General features: G+C 40.2%; 19 protein-coding genes, 1 tRNA gene and 1 pseudogene. 7 read left to right on the top strand and 14 right to left on the bottom strand.

The window, feature by feature from the left end; all coding sequences use genetic code 11:
- Nucleotides 1-15 precede the first annotated feature (15 nt).
- The 3 genes from CDC37_RS23010 (at nt 16) to CDC37_RS22995 (ending at nt 2,763) form a co-directional block, all read left to right on the top strand.
- On the top strand, nt 16-273 hold the full coding sequence (locus CDC37_RS23010) for a DUF5340 domain-containing protein (protein WP_096625481.1): 258 nt from the start codon (nt 16-18) through the stop codon (nt 271-273).
- A 433-nt stretch (nt 274-706) separates the two neighbouring features.
- A complete protein-coding gene (gene psbZ, locus CDC37_RS23000) occupies nt 707-895 on the top strand; it encodes a photosystem II reaction center protein PsbZ (RefSeq protein ID WP_096625476.1) in 189 nt (62 codons plus the stop codon).
- A gap of 455 nt (nt 896-1,350) precedes the next feature.
- Nucleotides 1,351-2,763 (top strand): serine/threonine protein kinase, encoded by a 1,413-nt coding sequence (locus CDC37_RS22995; protein ID WP_096626572.1) that lies wholly within the window; start codon nt 1,351-1,353, stop codon nt 2,761-2,763.
- 253 nt (nt 2,764-3,016) lie between these two features.
- Here CDC37_RS22995 and CDC37_RS22990 read toward each other — a convergent pair whose 3' ends face one another.
- From CDC37_RS22990 to CDC37_RS22975, 4 genes are all read right to left on the bottom strand, one after another.
- Nucleotides 3,017-3,331 (bottom strand): DUF3082 domain-containing protein, encoded by a 315-nt coding sequence (locus tag CDC37_RS22990; protein ID WP_096625474.1) that lies wholly within the window; start codon nt 3,329-3,331, stop codon nt 3,017-3,019.
- A 204-nt stretch (nt 3,332-3,535) separates the two neighbouring features.
- Nucleotides 3,536-4,483: a 4-(cytidine 5'-diphospho)-2-C-methyl-D-erythritol kinase gene (gene ispE, locus CDC37_RS22985; protein WP_096625472.1), complete on the bottom strand. Its 948-nt coding sequence runs from the start codon at nt 4,481-4,483 to the stop codon at nt 3,536-3,538.
- A complete protein-coding gene (rsmA, locus tag CDC37_RS22980; protein ID WP_096625470.1) occupies nt 4,484-5,341 on the bottom strand; it encodes a 16S rRNA (adenine(1518)-N(6)/adenine(1519)-N(6))-dimethyltransferase RsmA in 858 nt (285 codons plus the stop codon).
- Between the two features lie 314 nt (nt 5,342-5,655).
- The gene (locus tag CDC37_RS22975) at nt 5,656-5,835 is read right to left on the bottom strand and encodes a hypothetical protein (protein ID WP_096625468.1); all 180 of its coding nucleotides are present in this window, start codon (nt 5,833-5,835) and stop codon (nt 5,656-5,658) included.
- A 237-nt stretch (nt 5,836-6,072) separates the two neighbouring features.
- Between CDC37_RS22975 and CDC37_RS22970 the strand changes: the two genes are divergently transcribed.
- Nucleotides 6,073-7,914, top strand: a complete 1,842-nt coding sequence (locus CDC37_RS22970) for a bifunctional serine/threonine-protein kinase/formylglycine-generating enzyme family protein (protein ID WP_096625466.1) — start codon at nt 6,073-6,075, stop codon at nt 7,912-7,914.
- Between the two features lie 184 nt (nt 7,915-8,098).
- Here CDC37_RS22970 and CDC37_RS22965 read toward each other — a convergent pair whose 3' ends face one another.
- The 3 genes from CDC37_RS22965 to CDC37_RS22955 all read right to left on the bottom strand — a co-directional run bounded on the left by CDC37_RS22965 (nt 8,099) and on the right by CDC37_RS22955 (nt 10,764).
- A complete protein-coding gene (locus tag CDC37_RS22965) occupies nt 8,099-8,509 on the bottom strand; it encodes a hypothetical protein (RefSeq protein ID WP_096625464.1) in 411 nt (136 codons plus the stop codon).
- Complete coding sequence (locus CDC37_RS22960; RefSeq protein ID WP_096625462.1) at nt 8,502-8,852, bottom strand: hypothetical protein; 351 nt, start codon at nt 8,850-8,852, stop codon at nt 8,502-8,504. Before CDC37_RS22960 ends, CDC37_RS22965 begins: the two co-directional genes overlap by 8 nt.
- A 430-nt stretch (nt 8,853-9,282) precedes the next feature.
- Complete coding sequence (locus CDC37_RS22955; RefSeq protein WP_096625460.1) at nt 9,283-10,764, bottom strand: integrase; 1,482 nt, start codon at nt 10,762-10,764, stop codon at nt 9,283-9,285.
- Nucleotides 10,765-10,921: 157 nt separating this feature from the next.
- Between CDC37_RS22955 and CDC37_RS22950 the strand changes: the two genes are divergently transcribed.
- Entirely contained in the window at nt 10,922-11,479 is a 558-nt protein-coding gene (locus tag CDC37_RS22950; protein WP_096625458.1) for a sporulation/spore germination protein, read from the top strand.
- Nucleotides 11,480-11,870: 391 nt separating this feature from the next.
- Here the strand turns inward: CDC37_RS22950 and CDC37_RS22945 are convergent, their stop codons facing one another.
- The 3 genes from CDC37_RS22945 to CDC37_RS22935 all read right to left on the bottom strand — a co-directional run bounded on the left by CDC37_RS22945 (nt 11,871) and on the right by CDC37_RS22935 (nt 13,266).
- Nucleotides 11,871-12,143, bottom strand: coding sequence for a CopG family transcriptional regulator (locus tag CDC37_RS22945; RefSeq protein ID WP_096625456.1), 273 nt, complete (start codon nt 12,141-12,143; stop codon nt 11,871-11,873).
- Entirely contained in the window at nt 12,140-12,736 is a 597-nt protein-coding gene (locus tag CDC37_RS22940) for a ParA family protein (protein ID WP_096625454.1), read from the bottom strand. The genes CDC37_RS22945 and CDC37_RS22940 overlap by 4 nt, the downstream gene beginning before the upstream one ends.
- Before the next feature lie 458 nt (nt 12,737-13,194).
- A tRNA-Thr gene (locus CDC37_RS22935) sits at nt 13,195-13,266 on the bottom strand.
- 37 nt (nt 13,267-13,303) lie between these two features.
- Between CDC37_RS22935 and CDC37_RS22930 the strand changes: the two genes are divergently transcribed.
- Complete coding sequence (locus tag CDC37_RS22930; RefSeq protein ID WP_096625452.1) at nt 13,304-13,573, top strand: DUF3493 domain-containing protein; 270 nt, start codon at nt 13,304-13,306, stop codon at nt 13,571-13,573.
- Between the two features lie 509 nt (nt 13,574-14,082).
- Here the strand turns inward: CDC37_RS22930 and CDC37_RS22920 are convergent.
- Complete coding sequence (locus CDC37_RS22920; RefSeq protein ID WP_096625448.1) at nt 14,083-15,138, bottom strand: response regulator; 1,056 nt, start codon at nt 15,136-15,138, stop codon at nt 14,083-14,085.
- 473 nt (nt 15,139-15,611) lie between these two features.
- Between CDC37_RS22920 and CDC37_RS22915 the strand changes: the two genes are divergently transcribed.
- Nucleotides 15,612-15,872: a chlororespiratory reduction protein 7 gene (locus tag CDC37_RS22915; protein ID WP_096625446.1), complete on the top strand. Its 261-nt coding sequence runs from the start codon at nt 15,612-15,614 to the stop codon at nt 15,870-15,872.
- 13 nt (nt 15,873-15,885) lie between these two features.
- Here CDC37_RS22915 and CDC37_RS22910 read toward each other — a convergent pair whose 3' ends face one another.
- The 3 genes and pseudogenes from CDC37_RS22910 to CDC37_RS22895 form a co-directional block, all read right to left on the bottom strand.
- Nucleotides 15,886-16,299, bottom strand: a complete 414-nt coding sequence (locus tag CDC37_RS22910; protein ID WP_096625444.1) for a nuclear transport factor 2 family protein — start codon at nt 16,297-16,299, stop codon at nt 15,886-15,888.
- Between the two features lie 888 nt (nt 16,300-17,187).
- Nucleotides 17,188-18,312: pseudogene (locus CDC37_RS22905) on the bottom strand (RNA-guided endonuclease InsQ/TnpB family protein).
- A 218-nt stretch (nt 18,313-18,530) separates the two neighbouring features.
- Nucleotides 18,531-19,223, bottom strand: coding sequence for a hypothetical protein (locus tag CDC37_RS22895; RefSeq protein WP_096625442.1), 693 nt, complete (start codon nt 19,221-19,223; stop codon nt 18,531-18,533).
- Nucleotides 19,224-19,587: the final 364 nt, after the last annotated feature.

The raw sequence follows: 19,587 nt of genomic DNA, 5'->3' as shown, positions 1-19,587 counted from the left end.
CTATTTACTATCTACATGGAGCAAATTCCTCTTCCTTCCCCCGTTCACTACGAGTTGATTCTGCAATTATTGGAGCGACAAACCATGTCCGCAGTCTATCAGAATCCGGATCTACGCCAACAGGTGAACCAGCTAATTATCACCCTGCGTAAGGCCGCAGTTCAGCAAAAACACCTAGAGGATGCATGTCAATTCTCTTCCGTCCCCGTCGATCATCGCTGGTCAATCAACCATGTGAAGGCAGAAAAAGCCTTGCCAGATAAAGTGTTGTAACTAGGGTGATTGGGATAGCAGCGAAAAACGCCAGTGAGTGTTAGAGAGACAAAATGCAAATTTGCCTAAATTGCGGTGAGTATCCCCTAGAGCGACTAAATAGCCTTATTCGCGATGGGGGCTTTCACTTAACTTTAGCAGTCAAAGTCCCATTGAAAAACGCTATTATTATACCACTTGTGTACTTTTTCCGGGAACAAAAATATCTGCTTGGGAAATTTTTTTACATCTGGACAGATAAAATTGCACCCCCTATAAAAAAAACTCATTTTCTGATACGGTACAAATAATCAGCATTAACATTTAGGTGTTTTTGCGTGAAAATAAATTATCTTTGAAATAAGTAATCTTTATTATCTGTTCAACTAGATGACCAAGATAATAGGGAAATCAAGCTAACTTAAGTATTCTGCTGTTTTCGGGAGAAGGGATAATGACTTTCATATTCCAATTTGCATTACTTGCACTGGTTGTAGTTTCCTTTGCGATGGTAATTGGTGTACCTGTAGCCTATGCAACACCTCAATCCTGGGTTGAGTCAAAAAAACTGCTATGGCTTGGCTCTGCTGTATGGGCTGCATTAGTAGTTTTAGTCGGGATATTAAACTTTTTAGTTGTTTAAGCAGAGGTATTCTTCAATACCTAATTGGATAGGTGTTGGGGAAGAGTAAAATGAATCTAAATCACTTTGGTAGCGTAGTCTGGTGTGAAAAATTCCCACGCTACCATTTTTTATAACCTCAACAGATGCGACGTGTCCCGTCTGTACAGGAATGGTGTTAACCCAACTATTCCAATTTTCACAAGATCCAAAAAATGACAAAACCTATTTGGAAAGCACTTTTTACGACTAAAATTTCCTCAATCCCGTGTGGAATATAGAGACGCGATATATCGCGTCTTTACTATTTTTCAGTAAGTCCTAAGTACTATAGGGTCTGCTGTAAAAGTCTTTTGGTGAGGGTAGGGAATAGAAAAAAATGACTAGAAATCTGGAGTAACTTGGGAAAAGCTCGAATAGGGAGTGTATATAAAGGTATACCGCTAGTGACCTATTTACTTTTACTTTCCCTAGCAATGGAACAACTAATTGGTCAAGTTCTGCACAAACGCTATCGCATTCAATCTTTGTTAGGTCAGCAGAAGGGTCGGAGAACATTTTTAGCCAGTGACTTGGAAACCGGATCATCGGTTGTTGTCAAGTTGTTGTTTTTTGCTCCCGACTTTACCTGGGATGATTTGAAACTGTTTGAGCGAGAAGCGGAAGTTCTCAAGTCTCTTGCTCATTCCCAGATACCTAAATATCTGGACTATTTCGAGGTGGAAACCGGATTAGGGAAAGGTTTTGCCCTAGTTCAAACCCACATAGAAGCTAAATCATTACAGGATTTGGTGTTGTCGGGATACACTTTTAGTGAGGAAGATTTAAAAGCGATCGCGAAACAAATATTAGAGCTTTTGGATTATCTCCACAACCGTCAACCTCCAATTGTTCACCGAGATATTAAACCAAGTAATATCTTACTGGGCGATCGCAGTGGGAATAGTCCTGGTCGAGTTTACCTGGTTGATTTCGGTTCTGTGCAAACAGCAATACATCAAGGGACACGAACCATTGTCGGTACTTACGGATATATGCCACCGGAACAATTTGGGGGTAATTCTACTCCTGCTTCTGACCTTTATGCGGTGGGAGCAACGCTGATTTATTTAGCCACGGGAGAGCATCCGGATCAGTTACCGCAGCAGGATACGCGTATTATATTTGAAAATAGAGTCAATCTCAATCCTAATTTGATTAACTGGTTGAAGTTGTTGACGCAGCCAAGTGTCGATCGACGCTTCAAGTCTGCAAAGGAGGCTTTAGTTGCACTGGAAAGGTTAAATTTACCAGAGCAGGTAAATTTACAACAAGGTACTTTGAGTCGGGTTGATAAGCCTTTTGGTAGTAAGGTCAAACTTACCAGTAATCATGAAATCTTGGAGGTTCTCCTCCCACCTAGGGGGTTTCATCTTGGACTTATTCCCTTGATTGGATTTGCAATTGCTTGGAACTCCTTTCTTGTGATGTGGTACGGTATTGCTTTTGCAAGTTGGAACTCTGGTGGTTGGTTCGCTGCTTTATTTGCAATTGGCCACTTGGGTGCTGGGATTTTTTTGATTTGGCAGATTTTATTTACCCTATTCGGAACAGTTAAATTGGCTATTACCCCATCAAAAATCCATCTTCAACATCGTATATTTGGATTCAGGTGTTTCCCATCCCAGACTGCTGTTCGAGAGCATATCAGTAAAATCGAAAGGACTTCTGTTTCCTACAAAAAAGATTCTGACGGAGACCGGGTACGTGTTCCACCTGAGATTAATATTTGGGTTGGAACTAAGAAATTTTCTCTGGGTGGTGGGGATGTTCTGAGTGAACCTGAACTGGATTGGTTAGCTTGGGAGTTGAGTGGTTGGCTAAATTTACCTATTGCCAAGAATGGATAGATTTGTTGAAATTGAGTAATATGCGGTTTTTGTGTTTTGTTTCTATAGCAGTCCTAGATGATACGTGAGAATAGATCAAGGCTAGGATGCTTGTAGACTGAGGATTTTTCTTTGAGTGTTTTCTCACGAATGGTTCTGGATTGCTATATTTCTCTGTCAGAGTCTAACCATAAACGTATCATTACAAATTGGCATGAGAACAATTTTTGCATGAGTTTGTCTTCCCGAAAGGTTATAAACCAAGGGAGGTTTTCTATGATTCTTGATTTTTCTTTCCTTGTACAAGTAGCTGCAATCCCAAAATAAACAAACCCAATCCGACGATTGTAAATACCCCTGTTCCCAAACTCACTACTCCTACTACTAGAGTCCGGACTGCGATGGAAATTCTCATGACGATTTGGTTGTCGGAATGGAGGGGTTTTTCGGCAAAACTTGTTGCGATCGCTATCATCATATTATAGCCTGCGTAGGCTAGTCCGGCGGAGATGAATGCTCCTGTGAAGCATCGCAATGGTGTTGTTTGTTTTTCGGTGGCTGATTTTTCTGTCAGGTTCGGTTCGTTCATAGTCAGTGGGGGTGAGATGGGTTGGGTCTGACTGGATTTGGGATTTTGGATTTAAATTTTGACGTTCTGTAGAGACGTAGCATCGCTACGTCTCTACAATAATTTCGGTTTTAATCCTGGAGGTCAATTAAACAAATTTATTATTCCCAGTCCTTGATTCCAATCCTTGGGATTAATCCAAAATCTAAAATCGTCTGACCTATCTTAATTATTCACCACTTGAATCCCATGCGATACCATCTGGGTGACGAACAATTCTAAATCTGGGTCGGGTATTTGCGATCGCACTTGTTGTTTGACGAGTTGAGCATGTTGGGGGGATTCACAAATGGCGAAAACGCTTGGTCCAGACCCTGACATGATTGTACCAATTGCTCCGGCTTTGGCAAATGCTGCTTTTAATTCTACTACGGCTGCATATTCTGGTAATACTACTTTTTCTAAATCGTTATATAACTTACTGGCTATCTCTTTGACATCCCGGTGTAGGATAGCTTTGACCATTTCTCCGGAGTGGACTGCTGCGGCACGGGCTGCTAAACTATTCCTATCTCTAATGTAGCTCTCCCCATAGACTGTGCGGTAGGTTTTGTAAGCCCAAGCTGTAGATACTGCTTGACTTTGATGTTTTCCCAATACTATATATATGTTATCCAATCCCAACAAAGGAGATAACTTTTCACCTCTTCCAGTTGCGATCGCGGTTCCCCCTGCAATACAAAAGGGTATGTCGGAACCTAGTTCTGCTCCGATTTCGGCAATCTCTGATTGGGTTAATCCCAATTCCCATAATAAATCAATCCCTACCAATACGGCTGCTGCATCGGTGGAACCTCCTGCTAATCCTGCTGCGACGGGAATATGTTTGCGAATGGCAATTTCTACTCCTCCATATTTCCCATACTGCTGGGGAAACTTGTGTGCCATTAAAGCGGCTGCGCGATAGGCTAAATTTGTTTTATCATTGGGAACATCGGCGCGATCGCATTGAACGTTGATGGCTTCATTCCCACTCAAGACCATTTCCATTTCGTCAGCTAAGGCAATACTCTGCATCACCATTGCCAATTCATGGAAACCATCTTCTCTATCACCAATAATCTCCAAATACAAGTTTATCTTGGCTGGGGCATTTATCTTTAAACTTTGCATTTACAACTTCGCTGTTAATAAGTTACTCAACTGCACCCACTGCTCGACACTGACATCTTCAGCACGTGCTTGGGGATTTATCTCTAATTGTTCCAGAACTTGTGTCAATTTCTCGCCGTCTACCTGTGATTTTAAATTATTCCGCAACATTTTCCGCTTGGCACTAAAACCCAATTTGACTAAACTCTCCAACCACTTTGGGTCGTCTGCTACTACCTGTAACTGTCGGGGTTTTAACCTAACTACTGCTGAATCGACCTTGGGTGCTGGATAAAAAGCTTTCGCTGGTACTGTGCTGATATATTCACACTCTGCTAAATACTGCACTCTTACTGTCAAAGCACCAAAAGTCTTTGTTCCCGGCTTTGCCACCAATCTTTCGGCAACTTCTTTCTGTACCAATAGCACTATTGTCTCATAGGGATAGGGATTAGGACTAGATATTCTTCCCAACAATTTTTCAATAATCGGTCCAGTAATATTATAGGGGATATTCGCCACTACCTTATTCACCCTTTTCCTAATGCCAACCCCCTGGTAAAAAGCATCTAAATCTATTTCTAAAAAATCTCCTTCCACTACTAAAAAATTATCCTTGTTAGTAAATTCTTTTTGCAAACATTTTACTAAACCTCGGTCAATTTCCACTGCAATTAACTTCTCCACTAAAGGTAATAAACAGCGCGTTAATACCCCTGTTCCTGGACCAATTTCCAAAATCCAATCATTTGTACTACACCCGGCTGCGGTGATAATTTCTGCCAAAGCCTTATCACTACGTAGCCAATGCTGCGCATGAACCCTGCGCGGTTTTACCTCTCTTTTTCCTTTATTTACAGTCTTCTCTGGGTTTACCATGTTGTGTACTTCTTAAATATTGCTTACTTTTACGAAGCGTTTTTTCGGTTGGTTGACTGGGTCTTCCGCTAGGGTGGAGTTTCATCATGTTTCAGGGTGTTTACTTTCATCTTACTATTTATAGTTGGATTCAAGATGTTTTTACAAGCTGTATATACTGATTATTTATCAAGTTATTTGGCCGCAAATATCAAGTAAATATCATATAGTAATTTTTCAGTTTTGATGATGGAATTTATCTTGCGATCGCAAACCCCAGAGTTTCTAAGCAAGATACTTGAAAGTAGACAAAATCATCATCGAAACCCAAATTCTCACCCCTCCCCGTAGCAAGTTCCCGTAGGGTAATCGGGGAGGGATAGGATGGGGTTGCAAATAGCGATCGCAAACCCACAAACCACTAGAAGTAGGGATTCTAGGTAAGATACTTGAAAATACTCAGAACTGAAATTGCGATCGCACCCAATACCCTCCTCAAATAATTGTAGAGACATGTTAGCGTTCAGCTGCTTTGAAAGAGGCTATGTCACGTCTCCCGAAAGCACCTATAAACCGGACTTCTCACCTCAAAAGCTTATAAAACAGAATTTCCAACTAAGATACTCAAAACCCTTATCAAAAGGAACTTATCACCATCGGAAGGAAATTCCCAAGTGTATTGTGCTGCTCTTCTGAATCCAACTCACTTATGTAAAAATTGGGTTACATTAACATGCCATTGAAGTAAATCCATGTACATCGGTCAAACACTGCGCAACCGATACAAAATCATCAAAATTCTTGGAAGCGGTGGATTTGGTGACACCTATCTCGCGCAAGACATCGATTTACCCAATCACCCTCTATGCGTTGTCAAACGGCTAAAACGAAGCCCTGACCCCAACATCTTAGATACATGCAAAAGACTATTTGACAGGGAAGCACAGGTTTTGTATCGCTTAGGAAATGAATGCGAGCAAATCCCTAAATTATTTGCTCATTTCGAGGAAAATGGCGAATTTTATTTGGTTCAGGAATTTGTTGATGGGGAGAACTTGAGTAAGGAAATATATCCTGGTAAGCAATGGAGTGAATCGGAAGTTGTTCAGTTACTAGAGGAGATATTGGAAGTTTTTACAGTTATCCACGGTAAAGATATCATTCATCGCGACATCAAACCAGAAAACTTAATGCGTCGTCACAAAGACGGTAAAATTGTTGTCATCGACTTTGGTGCAGTCAAAGAAATCGGTACTTTACTGATAAATACCCAAGGGCAAACAATACCTTCTGTAGCAATTGGGACTCGCATTGGAACTTCCGGCTATATGCCAAATGAACAAGAAGCTGGACAGCCAAAGCTTTGCAGCGATATTTATGCCATTGGGATATTGGCAATTTACGCTTTAACAGGAGTAAATCCCCGTGAATTAGCAAAAGACCCCAGAACCGGGGAGGTAATTTGGCGAAATCAAGCCAATGTCAGTGACAAAATGGCTGATGTGATTACCAAGATGGTGCGATACCACTTCAATGATAGGTATCATAGCGCCTTGGATGCGATGGATGCAATTACCAGTTTAAAGCCAAAACCACCCTCGAATAAAACATCAACATCACGACGAGAAATCCTCAAAACCCTCGGTTGGTTAGGTACAGGAGTTGGGTTAACCGTGGTTGGAGGTAAATTATTGCAAGGTAATTCCGAACCAGGAATAGAATCTCCTTTAAACTCAATATCTTCAAGGTCAGAATCAGAAATAAAATCCCCAGAAACAAGCAAAAACCTATCTCTACAAACCTTTACATTTGAAACCGTCACAGTAGACCCGAAGGGAACAATTACCAACCGCAGACAATTAGATGCGCAATACTTTGTCGAAGACCTAGGAAACGGTATCACCCTGGAAATGGTACAGATACCCCCAGGAACCTTCACAATGGGTTCCCCCAGCAAGGAAGCGGAAAGAAGTAGTAATGAGGGACCCCAGCGTCAAGTTACAGTACGTGGTTTTTATATAGGTAAATATACAATTACCCAAGCTCAGTATGAAGCAATTATGGGGAATAATCCTGCTAGATTTAAAGGTGCAAAGCGACCAGTAGAAAATGTATCCTGGGATGATGCGGTGGCATTTTGTCGGAAACTTAGTCAGAAAACCGGGAGAAGCTATAGATTGCCTAGCGAAGCGGAATGGGAATATGCTTGTCGTGCTGGGACAACTACACCCTTTTATTTTGGGGAGACGATTACCACCGATTTAGTTAACTACGATGGGAATCACACCTACGGTTCCGCACCCAAAGGAGTGTACAGAAAGGAAACCAGCGAAGTAGGTAAATTTCCTCCCAATGCTTTTGGTTTATACGACATGCACGGGAATGTCTGGGAATGGTGTCAAGATGATTGGTATGCTGATTATAAAGGCGCGCCAACCGATGGAAGCGCAAGGTTGAGTGGGAATAATAATCAAAATAAGCTGGTGCGTGGTGGTTCTTGGTACTTCAGTCCAGCATACTGTCGTAGTTCCTTCCGCAACAGCAATACGCGTGACGGTCGTTATATCTACAATGGATTTAGAGTCGTGTTGTAAGCCTCTCAACCCTGAATAATTCAGGTTTCTAGGTAAGATACTCGAAACCAGGCAAAATCATCGAAACCAGACTTATCACCCCACCCCCTACCCCGCTTCCAGGGAGGAGGAACTAATCTTGTTCCCTCCCCGTAGCTTACTTCCCGTAGGGTAATCGGGGAGGGTTAGGGTGGGGTTCTTGATTTTAATGTGATCCCAACAAACAAACTAAATACTCCACCAGCAGCGATCGCAAATAATCTAAAGTACGAATGTACGCCTTAGTCTGTGGATAATCATCACCCGTTTCCAGATAAAACAAAGCAATCGCAGGTATATTAATCACCGCAAGAGAGTGTAATTTTGCGATCGCTTGCTGTTTATTTTCCACCTGACCCGTCACCAAGATTTGACTTGCGTAACCCCTAATATCTACCGTTAACAGTTCCAACTCTTCTAAGAATGTAAATTCATCATCCGACTGAGATGATAATGAAGCAATTTTTTTGGTTTCTGATTTGATATTTTTATAATCATGGGTTAGCTGATTTAATAAACGATGAATGTAAACTTGATGAATATCAGGATTTTGGATACTTAGGGTTGTATCAGTCATCGTTAACACCATATGTAACTATTTTCTCAACACCAAAGCGGTCAATTCGTACAATCAAAAATTCACTCCCCCTACGGTAAACAGCAGAACCATCTTGACGAAAACCTGTTTTAGGAACTCTCCTAGCTCCTCTTTTATTAAAATTATGCGCTTTACGCAAATATTTCAATGGCTCTAATTCCTTTCTGCAAGCATGGTCTAAAATATTATGGGATACACTAATATATATATATGTAGCAGCATCCCACTCTTGCACATACTGTTTAATCTCAGCAACTTCTGTTTCCGAATACCCCTCACAAAGCTGTTCTAAAAACGGATCAATAGATGACTCATCTGTCATACTCAAAAATTACGAGTAGGTGCTGATTTAATTCCACCCATAATATTAAACGATGAGGTCTCCAGAAGTCAGGTTTCTAACCAAATACTCAAAAGCACCCAAAGTCATCACAGAAACCCAAATTCTCATCCTAAAAAACTAACTAAATACTCCACCAGCAGCGATCGCAAATAATCTAAAGTACGAATGTACGTATTAGTCTGTGGATAATCATCACCCGTTTCCAGATAAAACAGAGCGAGATCGACGGATTCAAATAACCTCTTTCCAATTCTCTCCCCCTTTTGGAGGGAGGCTTTGTAAACATTGATTTTTTTGGTTAAAACTAAAGATTTTTCTACCCCTCTCCGATTACCCTACGGGAACTTGCTACGGAGAGGGGTTGGGGTTACTTACATAGTCTCCAGAATTAAAAAAAACATCCAAACATTCAAACATCTGCATTCAAACTATCCGGTGCATACTTACCCAACAAACCCCGTAAACTCGAATTCTCAGCCTTCAAAGCCAAAATCTGTGCTTCCAATTCCCGAATTCGTTCCCGTAGCGCTTCCTTCGTTGTCCCCTGCTTCTGAATCACCACTTCTTTGTAAATTTCCAAATTCGTATCTGCACTCATCCACCGTTGATAGGTTCTGGTATGTTCATTAACCGTATGACCCATATAATCAGCCATAGTTTTAATCGGTATTCGTAGTCGATGTCCACGAATTGCATAAGCATGACGCAGGTCATAGGGACGAAAACCCAAATTCAGGTTGCGGAAACGGATATGCAGCTTTGCGGTACGATTATTTAAAGTTCCCCCGGAAGCAGGTAATTTCACATTCATTAAATCAAACAAATCCACCCAATCAGGATACAAAGGAGGGATACCACAACTACGTTCCCCAGTTTTTGTCCCCCCCGTTAACTCCGGTTTCAAGGTGACTAGGTGTAGGGTGTTATTAGGGTCAATAAAAGCTGGTAAATCAATTGCAAATAACTCGTGGGGACGTAATCCGTAGGTAGCAAGCATACCATAAGCCCATTGCCATTGGTCAGGGAAGGTAATATTATCCTTACTGGTGTAGGGGGATAGGGGAGTACCCATTTTTTCAAAACCAGCGACAATTTCCGCATCATCGGGAATTTGACGTAAACTGGGATTTGGTTTTGAAGTTGCGTAGGAATCAATTAAACGTTGCGCATCAAATTGACAAAAATCACAAAACTTTCTTAATTGCCAAATTAAAAAAAAGCGAGCAGATGAATTAGGACGGGTAGAAAGTAAAGCAGATTCTAACGCTTGGTTAGTTAAAGGTAAATCTGCGGGAAGTTTTTTTAAATGACGTAGATAATGACTTTCCCAAGTACGCATTCCTTGACGATTCTTCTCATGGGTTTTCCAAAACTCCTGTTCGTAATCTTGAATTAGTTCCCCAATTGATTTGCTTTTTATCGTTTTAATACTTCCAGTACTTGCAACTTTTTCTCCTTCCCTTCCCAATAACTCCGGAGTCCAAACAAACTGCTTCGTCACCAATAACAAATCCAACTCCCGCGCTTTTGCAACAGCAGCTTTTACCCCCACATCATTCGCAGTAAAACCCAGAGAAATTGTGTACTGCTTATTTCTACACCCATTATTCTCCCCATCACCCGGTTTACAGGGGAACGTTCCCTGTAATCCAATCGACTTGTAACTAGTAAATTTTAACTTAATCTTGACCCGTTCTAAACTTAATCCTGAATTTGCAGTTTGCACTGCATATTTAATTCGTAAATATTCCCGTTCAATACCCGCTTTCACATCCGACTTAGGAGCATCTACTTTCCATTTTTTCCATTGAGAAGCATCCCACCTATCAATAGAAACACCCTCATACTCTGCATGACGGGGATTATAGTTATTCGTCAATAAATTAGACATGATAACTGCAATACTTATTAATTAATTACCCAGATGATATTGGTTAAACAGATTTCGAGGAAAACAACATCTAAGATTATATCGGGTAAACCTATTTGTCCACGAACCTCAACATTCGTATTTAGTACATAATACCAATTAAATATCAATTAAAATCATGGAAATCAAATATAGATACCTGTTAACTACAACTGTAGCGATCGCGATCGCCGGTTTAAGCGCTTGTAATACTCCTACCCCACCAACCACTCCCATACCCACCCAAACACCCCCAGAATCGCCTACAGCACCCCCTTCCCCCACTCCAACCCCTAACACACCCACAACCGAACCAACCCCCCCTACAGACGATTCTCAGGGGGAGAAAAAAACAGTTAAAGCTGTAATTTATACCATTGACAATGAATGTCAAGATTTTGTCCCCGAAGAAGTAACAGTTTCAGCAAAAGAACCTGTTCAGGATGCAGTCGGTAAGGTAATTGCCAAAACTGAAACTGGTGATTTTAGAATTGCGGGATATCGTGTCAGCATCAGCAATGGAGTTGCGACTATAGATTTACGCATACCACCGGAATCACAACGACAGATTGCGTCCCTATCAAGTTGTGAAAATAACGCCCTATTTGGTAGTTTGCGTAGAACCCTAACCGCAAACTCCCAATGGAATATCAAAGATGTACGTTTCACCGAAAAAGGAGAAGAAGTTATCTTTTGAAGTGGGTATGTGGTGAAAATTGTCTTTCAGATCAGGGGGAGAGACGCGATATATCGCGTCTGTACGGGGGTAGAGATGACCCGTCGGGTCGTCTCTACGCCGAATGATTGGTTACATTGTGGTTTTATGTTTAATTGTACCGACCTGACTTGAAAGTGAGTCGAGAGTAGTGAGTTAGGGAGTGGGGGAAAATCACTTTCATACATCCTGGTGTACGCAGTTCATGATGACTACTTAAGTAAATTAAGTAAAACTCACATAAATCACATAATTAATTGATCTGCGGTTGATGGTTAACAGTTAACTGTCATCCATCAACAGCAATGAATATACAACTTCAATATGTAACAGTTTATAGTAAAAAATCCAGTCTCCTCAGTTTATCCAATAATCACTCACCCCTTTGATTTCGTGTTTTTAACCATGCTTCAATGAGTTCCGTCACAATATCACTCATCTGTCGTTCTTCCAAGGCTGCGGTAACTTTAAATTGACGGTGTAAAGATTTCGGTAAATAAATCGTAGTCCGTATATAATTGGGGTCTGTACTTTTAGTTTTAGAAGTATTTTGTTCAGGACTTTCCAGTAATTCATCACGCAGCTTACGACTACGAGCCGCAGTAATTAAATCATTAAATCTACTTGTTTGATTCTTCTCACTCATTGAAGTATTTCCTTCCCTAATTCCACATAACAACGCCACGCGATTTGCGCATAACTCTCCTTCAACATATTCACCGGAACCCCAGCTAATGCGGCATTTTGAAATACAGAAAGCCGCCTAATTCCCGTTTTAAAAACTGGCAAACCAGCACTTAAAAGTGTTTTTCTTGCATCGTCACCCACCCGATTTGGACGCGGTGGAATCATTGTTAACAAAATTCGGTAATTAACTTTAAATCGAAATTTATTCAAGACATTAATAAAATTAAATGTAGCCGCGATCGCCATCGCATCCGGTGTCATTGGTATCACCAATAAATCACACCCTCGCACCATTACCTTTAAATCATTTTCATCGGGATGGGTAGGTGTATCAATCACAATATGTTCATAGATTTTTGCTAACTCCACACCCTCAACTTCATCCGCAACTTTGAAGGGTAAGCTACCACGTTTTCCCCACTCCAATACACAGCGATTTACATCCCCATCAATCAACAAAGTATCCGCTTTTGTTTGCAAATAATTTGCCAAATGTAATGCCGTTGTTGATTTTCCTACCCCTCCTTTAGAGGCAGCAACAGTAATAATCATGAGTAACCATTAATACGCCATGCCATGTCAATATAGCATATTCACCTGAATACGTAAATATTTAAATTTTTGAATGTTTAAACGTTTAAAAAGTCAGATGTTTAAGTGCTTAAGTAAAAATACAAATAGATACTTACGCAAAGTATCATGATTATCAGCATGTTTATTTAAAAATTGCTAACCATTAATAAACAAAAGTGTTTTGCATGCACTATAAGCATACTTAGTAATTTGAATAATAAAAACAGCACGCTAGTAATAAATGCCAAGTGTATTCTGAAGATTCTTTGTAGAATGTCTTGATAATGCGATCGCGTATTTTGTTTGTACAAGTGTACTGATTTACCTGCTCAATATACCCGTGCTATTTTTGGAATTGAGCGAATATTGAGCGAAAAGGTTTATTTTTGATGGGTTTCAATGCAGTAAACCCTTGCATTGCAAGAAAGTCCATTGAAAGCCGATGGCGGGATTTGAACCCGCGACCGCTCGATTACGAATCGAGTGCTCTACCACTGAGCCACACCGGCATAAACGAGATAACATTATAGCATCTATACAATAGATATGGTACAGCCAAATCCCCAAAATACCTCTGGAAAACAAATAAAGCCGGAAGTTTATGCCCGTTTAAAAGCAGAAGCAGCAGCACCATACAAGGGATTACGGCAATTTCTCTATATCGGGTTTGCCGCATCAGGATTAATCGGTGGGTTCATTTTTTTCATGCAAATTCTAGCTGGACGAGACGTCGAGAATGCGATGACAAACTTAGGTGTTCAAATTGCCGTCGTCGCCTTAATGATTTTTCTGTGGAAACGAGAAAATCGACGATAGCCTTCCATATTCGCGATCGCGCTCACACCCGTCTTGCATTACCTAATCTAATGGTCGTAGTCCCAGAGATGCCTCGACAACGTATCATTTATAGTTTAGCTGATTGTGCCCTAAAACCATTATTTTTTGGTAAAGCTGACAGCAGATGAAAGTGATTTTTTCCCACTCACTACTCCCTACTCCCTTTAAGTTCTAGGGATTTGTGAGAAGGATATCCGTGTGAACCTACATTATAAATGTTTACATTAATCAATATAGAGATACAAAAAGAGAGGAAAGATAAAAAAATATTAGAAAAATGAGAAAAGAGATTTTTTCTGAGAGACTGAACTTAGATAAAGCGGAACCAGCTTATATAAAGGTTCTGAAGATAAATAGCCCTTTCAAAGGAGTCACACACTTTATAAAGACTCCCAACCGTGACAAAAGCTTTCCGCACCAGGTTTTGTGCTTGGTGCGTTTTAAATATCATGTCAAATTTCCCGTCCCTACTTGTGCAGTGGGGTATTTTATGGCATTTGTTTGAGAATAATTCGATTTCGTCCTTCTTCCTTAGCTTGGTATAGAGCTTGATCTGCTGTTCTGATTAAATCTTCGATCGAAGAATTAAAACTAGGAATTGTGGTGGCCACACCAAGGCTAAGGGTGACATATTGACTGACAGAAGACTCGTGGTGTTCAATTTCCAATTGACGGACACCAGCTTGCATGGTTGCTGCAACTTGAACAGCACCAGCTGCATTTGTAAGTGGCATAATTACAGCAAACTCTTCTCCCCCATAGCGAGCAACCAAATCTTGATTTTTTTGAGCTGAACGTCCCAGAACAGAACCGACTTTTTGTAAACACATATCTCCAGCTTGATGACCGTATCTATCGTTGTAGCGCTTAAAAAAATCAATATCGCAAAGAATCAGGGAGAGGTGAGTTGGTTTGGTTCCTTGGGACATTTCCTTTTCTTGAGCTAAATACATCCACTGGGAGCTAATATATTGATCAAAACGACGGCGATTAGCTACTCCTGTGAGACCGTCCATATTTGCCAATTGTTGTAGAGCTTGGTTAGCTGCTTCTAGTTGTTTGTATAGTTGTGCTTGTTGTAAAAGTCGTCGTACTCGTTGTCTAAGTACAGCCCAATTAATAGGTTTTGTCACATAATCACTTGCACCTGACTCAAAGGCTTTATCTACAGAGTCCTGGTCATCGAGTCCAGTAATCATCAAAATCGGGGTTTTTTCCCACAACTTAGAAATAATCGTTGTCCCAAAGGAGCTACTGTCATCAAAATTAGCTAAAGCCAAAGCCAGATTATTTCGAGCTATCTGTAATAATTGTTTACAACAAGCGAAACCATCAAGGGTTGGCATCACCGCGTCTAGTAAAATCAGGTCAGGTTTATTTTCATGGAAAGCTTCTAGACATTGTTGACCATCCTTGACATCAATGACTCGATAGCCTTCTTTTTCCATGAAATCACGTAGCATGACTCGGATGACCGTATCGTCATCCGCAATAAGGATGAGCGGTGGTTTATTTTTAAAAGTAGTAGCCCTATTCCCTGACATGAGTTATTTATTATACAAGAGTAGTTGTTTGAAAAAATTTTCAAAATGGAAATTAAATATCGCCTATTATCACCCTATGAGTCCAAGTGAAGTTGATTGGGTATGTGGATGGGATAGTTATCTGGATTGCATAGTACATGGTTAAATAGCATATGCGGAAAAATGGTTTAAATAAAAACTGGGGGTGTTAATGACAGCAGTCCATAAGCAACAAACTACTGCTAAATCTATATTTCCCAATTTCTTTGTGCCAATTTTCATTGCAGCAAAAATTTCTTGTTGGTAAGCAGCAGCAATAGTCACCCCAAAGTAATACTGTTTTACTTTAGAGTTGATAGATTTAGGCAAGCTGGGGAAGCAAGGGAAAAATGGTATCAGAGGATCAAAATTTTCGTGGAATGGTATGAGTCTAAGGGAACGATTGCTCGGAATGTATGTAAATCAATATACATTAGAAAGAGGATGAGAAAGTAATGCCTGATTCAATCATGTTTCAAGAGGATAACTATGTTGTGCTGGAGACCAATCAACCGGAACAATTTTTGACTGCGGAAGAATTATTTGTGAAGTTGCGTCAAGTACTGGAAACCCTACCCCAGGAGAATCTAGCTCCGGATTTGCGACGCTTGGATTCCCTAGATGCTCAGGCTAAATACTTAATTGATACAAGTTGTGAGTTAGATATAGAACCAGGGAAATACTTACAGTGGTATGCTGTCCGCTTGGAAAAGTGAGGGATTTTGGATTTTAGCTAAGATTATCAATATATTCGCGCCAACGTCGGATGAGGTGATTTTCAAAGTCGATAACGATGACATCCTCAGCTAGGGATGTATTTTGGGTGATGCGATCGCTTTCTTGCCAAGTCCACTCAACTACAGCTGTATGGTCTTGAATGAATACTCGATGTACTTCTATGGTGACAGCTAAATTTTGAGCAGTAAATTCTGTAAATGCTTTGTGGATTGCTTCTCGTCCTTGCCATTTTTTACCTGGAACTATCATTTCCCCATCTGCAGAAAATAAGGACGAAAATTTATCCGCATCCCCATTCATCCAAGCATATTTGGCTTGCTCTATAACTTGATAAATATGTTGTTGTTGGATTGATTTTGATTCGGAGTGCATGTGAACTGATGGTACAGATAAGTATAAGTACATATTCAAGAACCATTATTAATCAGGCTTAAGTTATTAAAAACTCAGCCTGATCAAAAAACATGATGAATCAAATTACTATGAATAAGTGAGTAAGTGAAAAAAAATCAAACTTATTTGGCTTGCAGAATCGCAAAACCACAAACAAGTGATAAACCATGTCCCTGAATTGAGAACCTTAGTTTTCATTCGCGATTATTGAGGTTGCTACGCAAGCAGACGAACACTCCAGTGTTGATGATGGACGAGGTTTAATTATTTACACCAACTTACTCACATACATAAATATAACCATAGAAGTCCCTGACCTCAGACCGTTCTGACGAAGGGTTTAGCCTTCCCTCGGTCAAAGTAAAGTGGAGGAAGCGATAGAAACTCCACACCTATCTACAATTATTTTTGATTCTGAATTAGCACTGTTTGCATTCCTGACATCGCTCTCCTTGGAAATACAACAATGAAACACAACGGCGTAACTTTCATCCAGTGCTGATAATTGACTACTTCCCAATCTAACGCGGTAATTTCGGATTTTTACCTATCTAAAGTCTGATAAACTACTTTTAGTTAGTCTGGAAAATCTTGTGTATTGTCACAAATATTAATCATTCAATGGTGAGAATTAATTGGCTGAAAACTTATCCAGGGTGAGGATATAAATAAATAACTATTTTATTTACCAAAAAAACTATACAATCAGCTTTACAATCAAGCAGTCATAATTATTAATTTCTGGAATTATTGTTTACATTTATTTGGATTTTGTTACTTTAAGCCAATTTGATTGCGGTAAAACAGAAGAGGATGTTTTAAAAAAGACACGACATGTCGTGTCTGTACAGGAATCGAGATTGACATACTCCCTGCCCTACAAAGGCAGAGATTCTAGGCTCAAACAACGATTGCGGACAAAGTCCGTCTTAAATCGTCTAACCCAACAGTTGATGCCCCAACTGCACAAATATTTTTAGCTGCGTTTTCGTCTCTCCCATTGACTGACTGACAGGACGGACAACGCCACTTTCTAACTGACAAATCTAATTTTTCTAGAACGTGTCCACAATTAGAACAAGTTTTGCTAGACGGATACCATTGATCAATAAATACGATTTGTTTGCCTTTCTTTTTGGCAATCCACTCTAGAATTTGTAGAAATTCTCCAAAAGCCAGGTCTGATATCTTGCGCCCCCAAAGACGTTGCATTCCTTTGAGGTTGAGTGTTTCAAAACACAACACATCAAACCTATTAGTTAGGTCGTGAGCTAATTTCCAAAACCAATCACGTCTAGCATTAGAAATATCCTCATACTTGCGTACTAAATTCTTTCTAGCCCGTTCTCGATTGGCTGACCCTTTCAACTTTTTGGAATGCTGCCTACTGGCTTTTTTAATAGCATTAAGTGACTGTTTGAAGAATTGGGGCGACTCAATTTTAGTGCCGTCTGAGCAGGTGAGAAATGTCTTTAATCCCAAATCGAAACCAGCGATTTTACCTGTCTTGATTTCAACGTCTGGATTGCTAGCATCATCAACAACAATAACCATAAACAGCTCACCTAATGATGTGCGTTTTCTAGTTAAAGTTTTGACTGTTCCTTCTATCTCTCTTGACTTCCAAAATTGATATATTCGATTACCAATCTTTACCTTGTTGCCACTTAAAAACTTATAACCTGCTTGCTTAAGGGTGAATGATTTGTACTTTTTAACTTTCTTGAATCCTGGTGGACGAACCCCCTTCTTGTTGTGTTAAAAAAATAATTGGTATGCTTTCTCAATGCGTTGGCAAATATCTTGTACTGCCTGAGAACCTACTGATTGCCAAAACAAGTTACGTTTCCGCAATTTGGCTATATGAGATTGGAGTTTCGCACAACTCAAGTGTTTACCCCACATCCGGTAGTATCGACGATGAAGGGCAATGCAATGGTTATAAATCACCCCAGAAGCGTTAATCATTCGCTTGAGGTGTTTATTGCGTTTGTGTTCGTACAACTTAAATCGTAGTGTTCTCATGCTACTATTGTACAGCGTTATTGTGTACAATAGTATGAAGAAACGATTAGATTTTAGAGTAGAAGAATACGAACTTCAAATCCTTGAAGACTACTGCTTATTTGTCGGCAGAACAAAAACTGATGTGCTTAGAGAACTCATTAGAAACCTGAAGATAAAGAAAAAGCCGTCCTAGAAGGACGGGGCTTTAGACCCATTCTTTCGGTAATTTATATGTGTTAGACACTCCGTTGACGCAGTTGTTGTTGCTGACGGTTAAAAGCTTTTTGCTCATCAGTAAGAACCGCATATTCAATCGGCGATCGCATATCCCACTGAATTTGTGCAAGCAGCAGTAAACTACCACCAATCACCAATCCGGTCATCAAAAATTGCCAACTCGGATACTGCTGAACTAGTAAAATACCCAAAAAGTGAACCACAGCCAAACCAATAAATGTTCGCGATTCGATACCAAGTCCAGTTACCAAGTATCCAACCCCGCTAATTCCTAACCACAACGGACAAAGATTCATCAACACAATCCCCCAATAGCCAAAGATTCCCAAATCCGTCAGGAATATACCAACTAACATCAGGGCAGCCCAGGTGTATACTAACCATAATAATCGCTCCACCCGTGCCCAAAAGTGGGTCAGAAAAATCATACACCCAGCACCAATCAACGTCAGTCCCGACCAAATGTAGGCTTGAGTAGTCCAACTCACCGGGAAAAACTGCGCTATCCCAAACATCAAACAGGCGATCGCACCCCAAATCAGAAATACTTGGTCAACGCGGGTATAAATTGTGGAAAGTATAGTCCGATTCTGGATTTGCCAGTTAATCCGCCACGAACCCTGTAAGTCTTGAATATCCAGAGATTCCTGCTTACTACGCAAAATCGGCTGATGGGATAAGGAAAATGCCATGTATATTTTTTATCAGTGTCTAGACAAGAAATTCAGTTAGATATTTACAAGGCAACCAAGGTGACTGTAAAGTCTGTATTTACTGTGTTTTTCGCCACTAAATACATCCACACTGGAATTGGTGCGCCAAATAAATACACTAAACTTATTATTACTTTACACTAATTTACAATTGCACATACACGAATTCAAAAATTTTTAGTAAGAGACGCGATATAGCCTCTTTTAGAGGAGTTGAACACTAACGCGTCTCTACAATTATTTTGGGTTTACGAATTTTCGGCGATGCTGAATACAAATATGAATTGAAAATTTGACGTTGTGTAGAGACGTAGCGATGCTACGTCTATACGGCGATTGTGGT

This window comes from Calothrix sp. NIES-3974, assembly GCF_002368395.1.
GTDB lineage: Bacteria > Cyanobacteriota > Cyanobacteriia > Cyanobacteriales > Nostocaceae > NIES-3974.
The sequence above is the reverse complement of the archived record's forward strand: the minus strand, read 5'-3'. Positions and strand labels throughout refer to the sequence as shown.

Coding starts and splice junctions, on each gene's coding strand:
- CDC37_RS22960 (WP_096625462.1), bottom strand. CDS start 8,852: ATGACAGATGAGTCATCTATTGATCCGTTTTTAGAACAGCTTTGTGAG.
- CDC37_RS22915 (WP_096625446.1), top strand. CDS start 15,612: ATGCCTGATTCAATCATGTTTCAAGAGGATAACTATGTTGTGCTGGAG.
- CDC37_RS22910 (WP_096625444.1), bottom strand. CDS start 16,299: ATGTACTTATACTTATCTGTACCATCAGTTCACATGCACTCCGAATCA.
- CDC37_RS22945 (WP_096625456.1), bottom strand. CDS start 12,143: ATGAGTGAGAAGAATCAAACAAGTAGATTTAATGATTTAATTACTGCG.
- ispE (WP_096625472.1), bottom strand. CDS start 4,483: ATGCAAAGTTTAAAGATAAATGCCCCAGCCAAGATAAACTTGTATTTG.
- CDC37_RS22940 (WP_096625454.1), bottom strand. CDS start 12,736: ATGATTATTACTGTTGCTGCCTCTAAAGGAGGGGTAGGAAAATCAACA.
- CDC37_RS22975 (WP_096625468.1), bottom strand. CDS start 5,835: ATGTCTCTACAATTATTTGAGGAGGGTATTGGGTGCGATCGCAATTTC.
- psbZ (WP_096625476.1), top strand. CDS start 707: ATGACTTTCATATTCCAATTTGCATTACTTGCACTGGTTGTAGTTTCC.
- CDC37_RS22930 (WP_096625452.1), top strand. CDS start 13,304: ATGGTACAGCCAAATCCCCAAAATACCTCTGGAAAACAAATAAAGCCG.
- CDC37_RS22950 (WP_096625458.1), top strand. CDS start 10,922: ATGGAAATCAAATATAGATACCTGTTAACTACAACTGTAGCGATCGCG.
- CDC37_RS23010 (WP_096625481.1), top strand. CDS start 16: ATGGAGCAAATTCCTCTTCCTTCCCCCGTTCACTACGAGTTGATTCTG.
- CDC37_RS22895 (WP_096625442.1), bottom strand. CDS start 19,223: ATGGCATTTTCCTTATCCCATCAGCCGATTTTGCGTAGTAAGCAGGAA.
- rsmA (WP_096625470.1), bottom strand. CDS start 5,341: ATGGTAAACCCAGAGAAGACTGTAAATAAAGGAAAAAGAGAGGTAAAA.
- CDC37_RS22995 (WP_096626572.1), top strand. CDS start 1,351: ATGGAACAACTAATTGGTCAAGTTCTGCACAAACGCTATCGCATTCAA.
- CDC37_RS22955 (WP_096625460.1), bottom strand. CDS start 10,764: ATGTCTAATTTATTGACGAATAACTATAATCCCCGTCATGCAGAGTAT.
- CDC37_RS22990 (WP_096625474.1), bottom strand. CDS start 3,331: ATGAACGAACCGAACCTGACAGAAAAATCAGCCACCGAAAAACAAACA.
- CDC37_RS22965 (WP_096625464.1), bottom strand. CDS start 8,509: ATGACTGATACAACCCTAAGTATCCAAAATCCTGATATTCATCAAGTT.
- CDC37_RS22970 (WP_096625466.1), top strand. CDS start 6,073: ATGTACATCGGTCAAACACTGCGCAACCGATACAAAATCATCAAAATT.
- CDC37_RS22920 (WP_096625448.1), bottom strand. CDS start 15,138: ATGTCAGGGAATAGGGCTACTACTTTTAAAAATAAACCACCGCTCATC.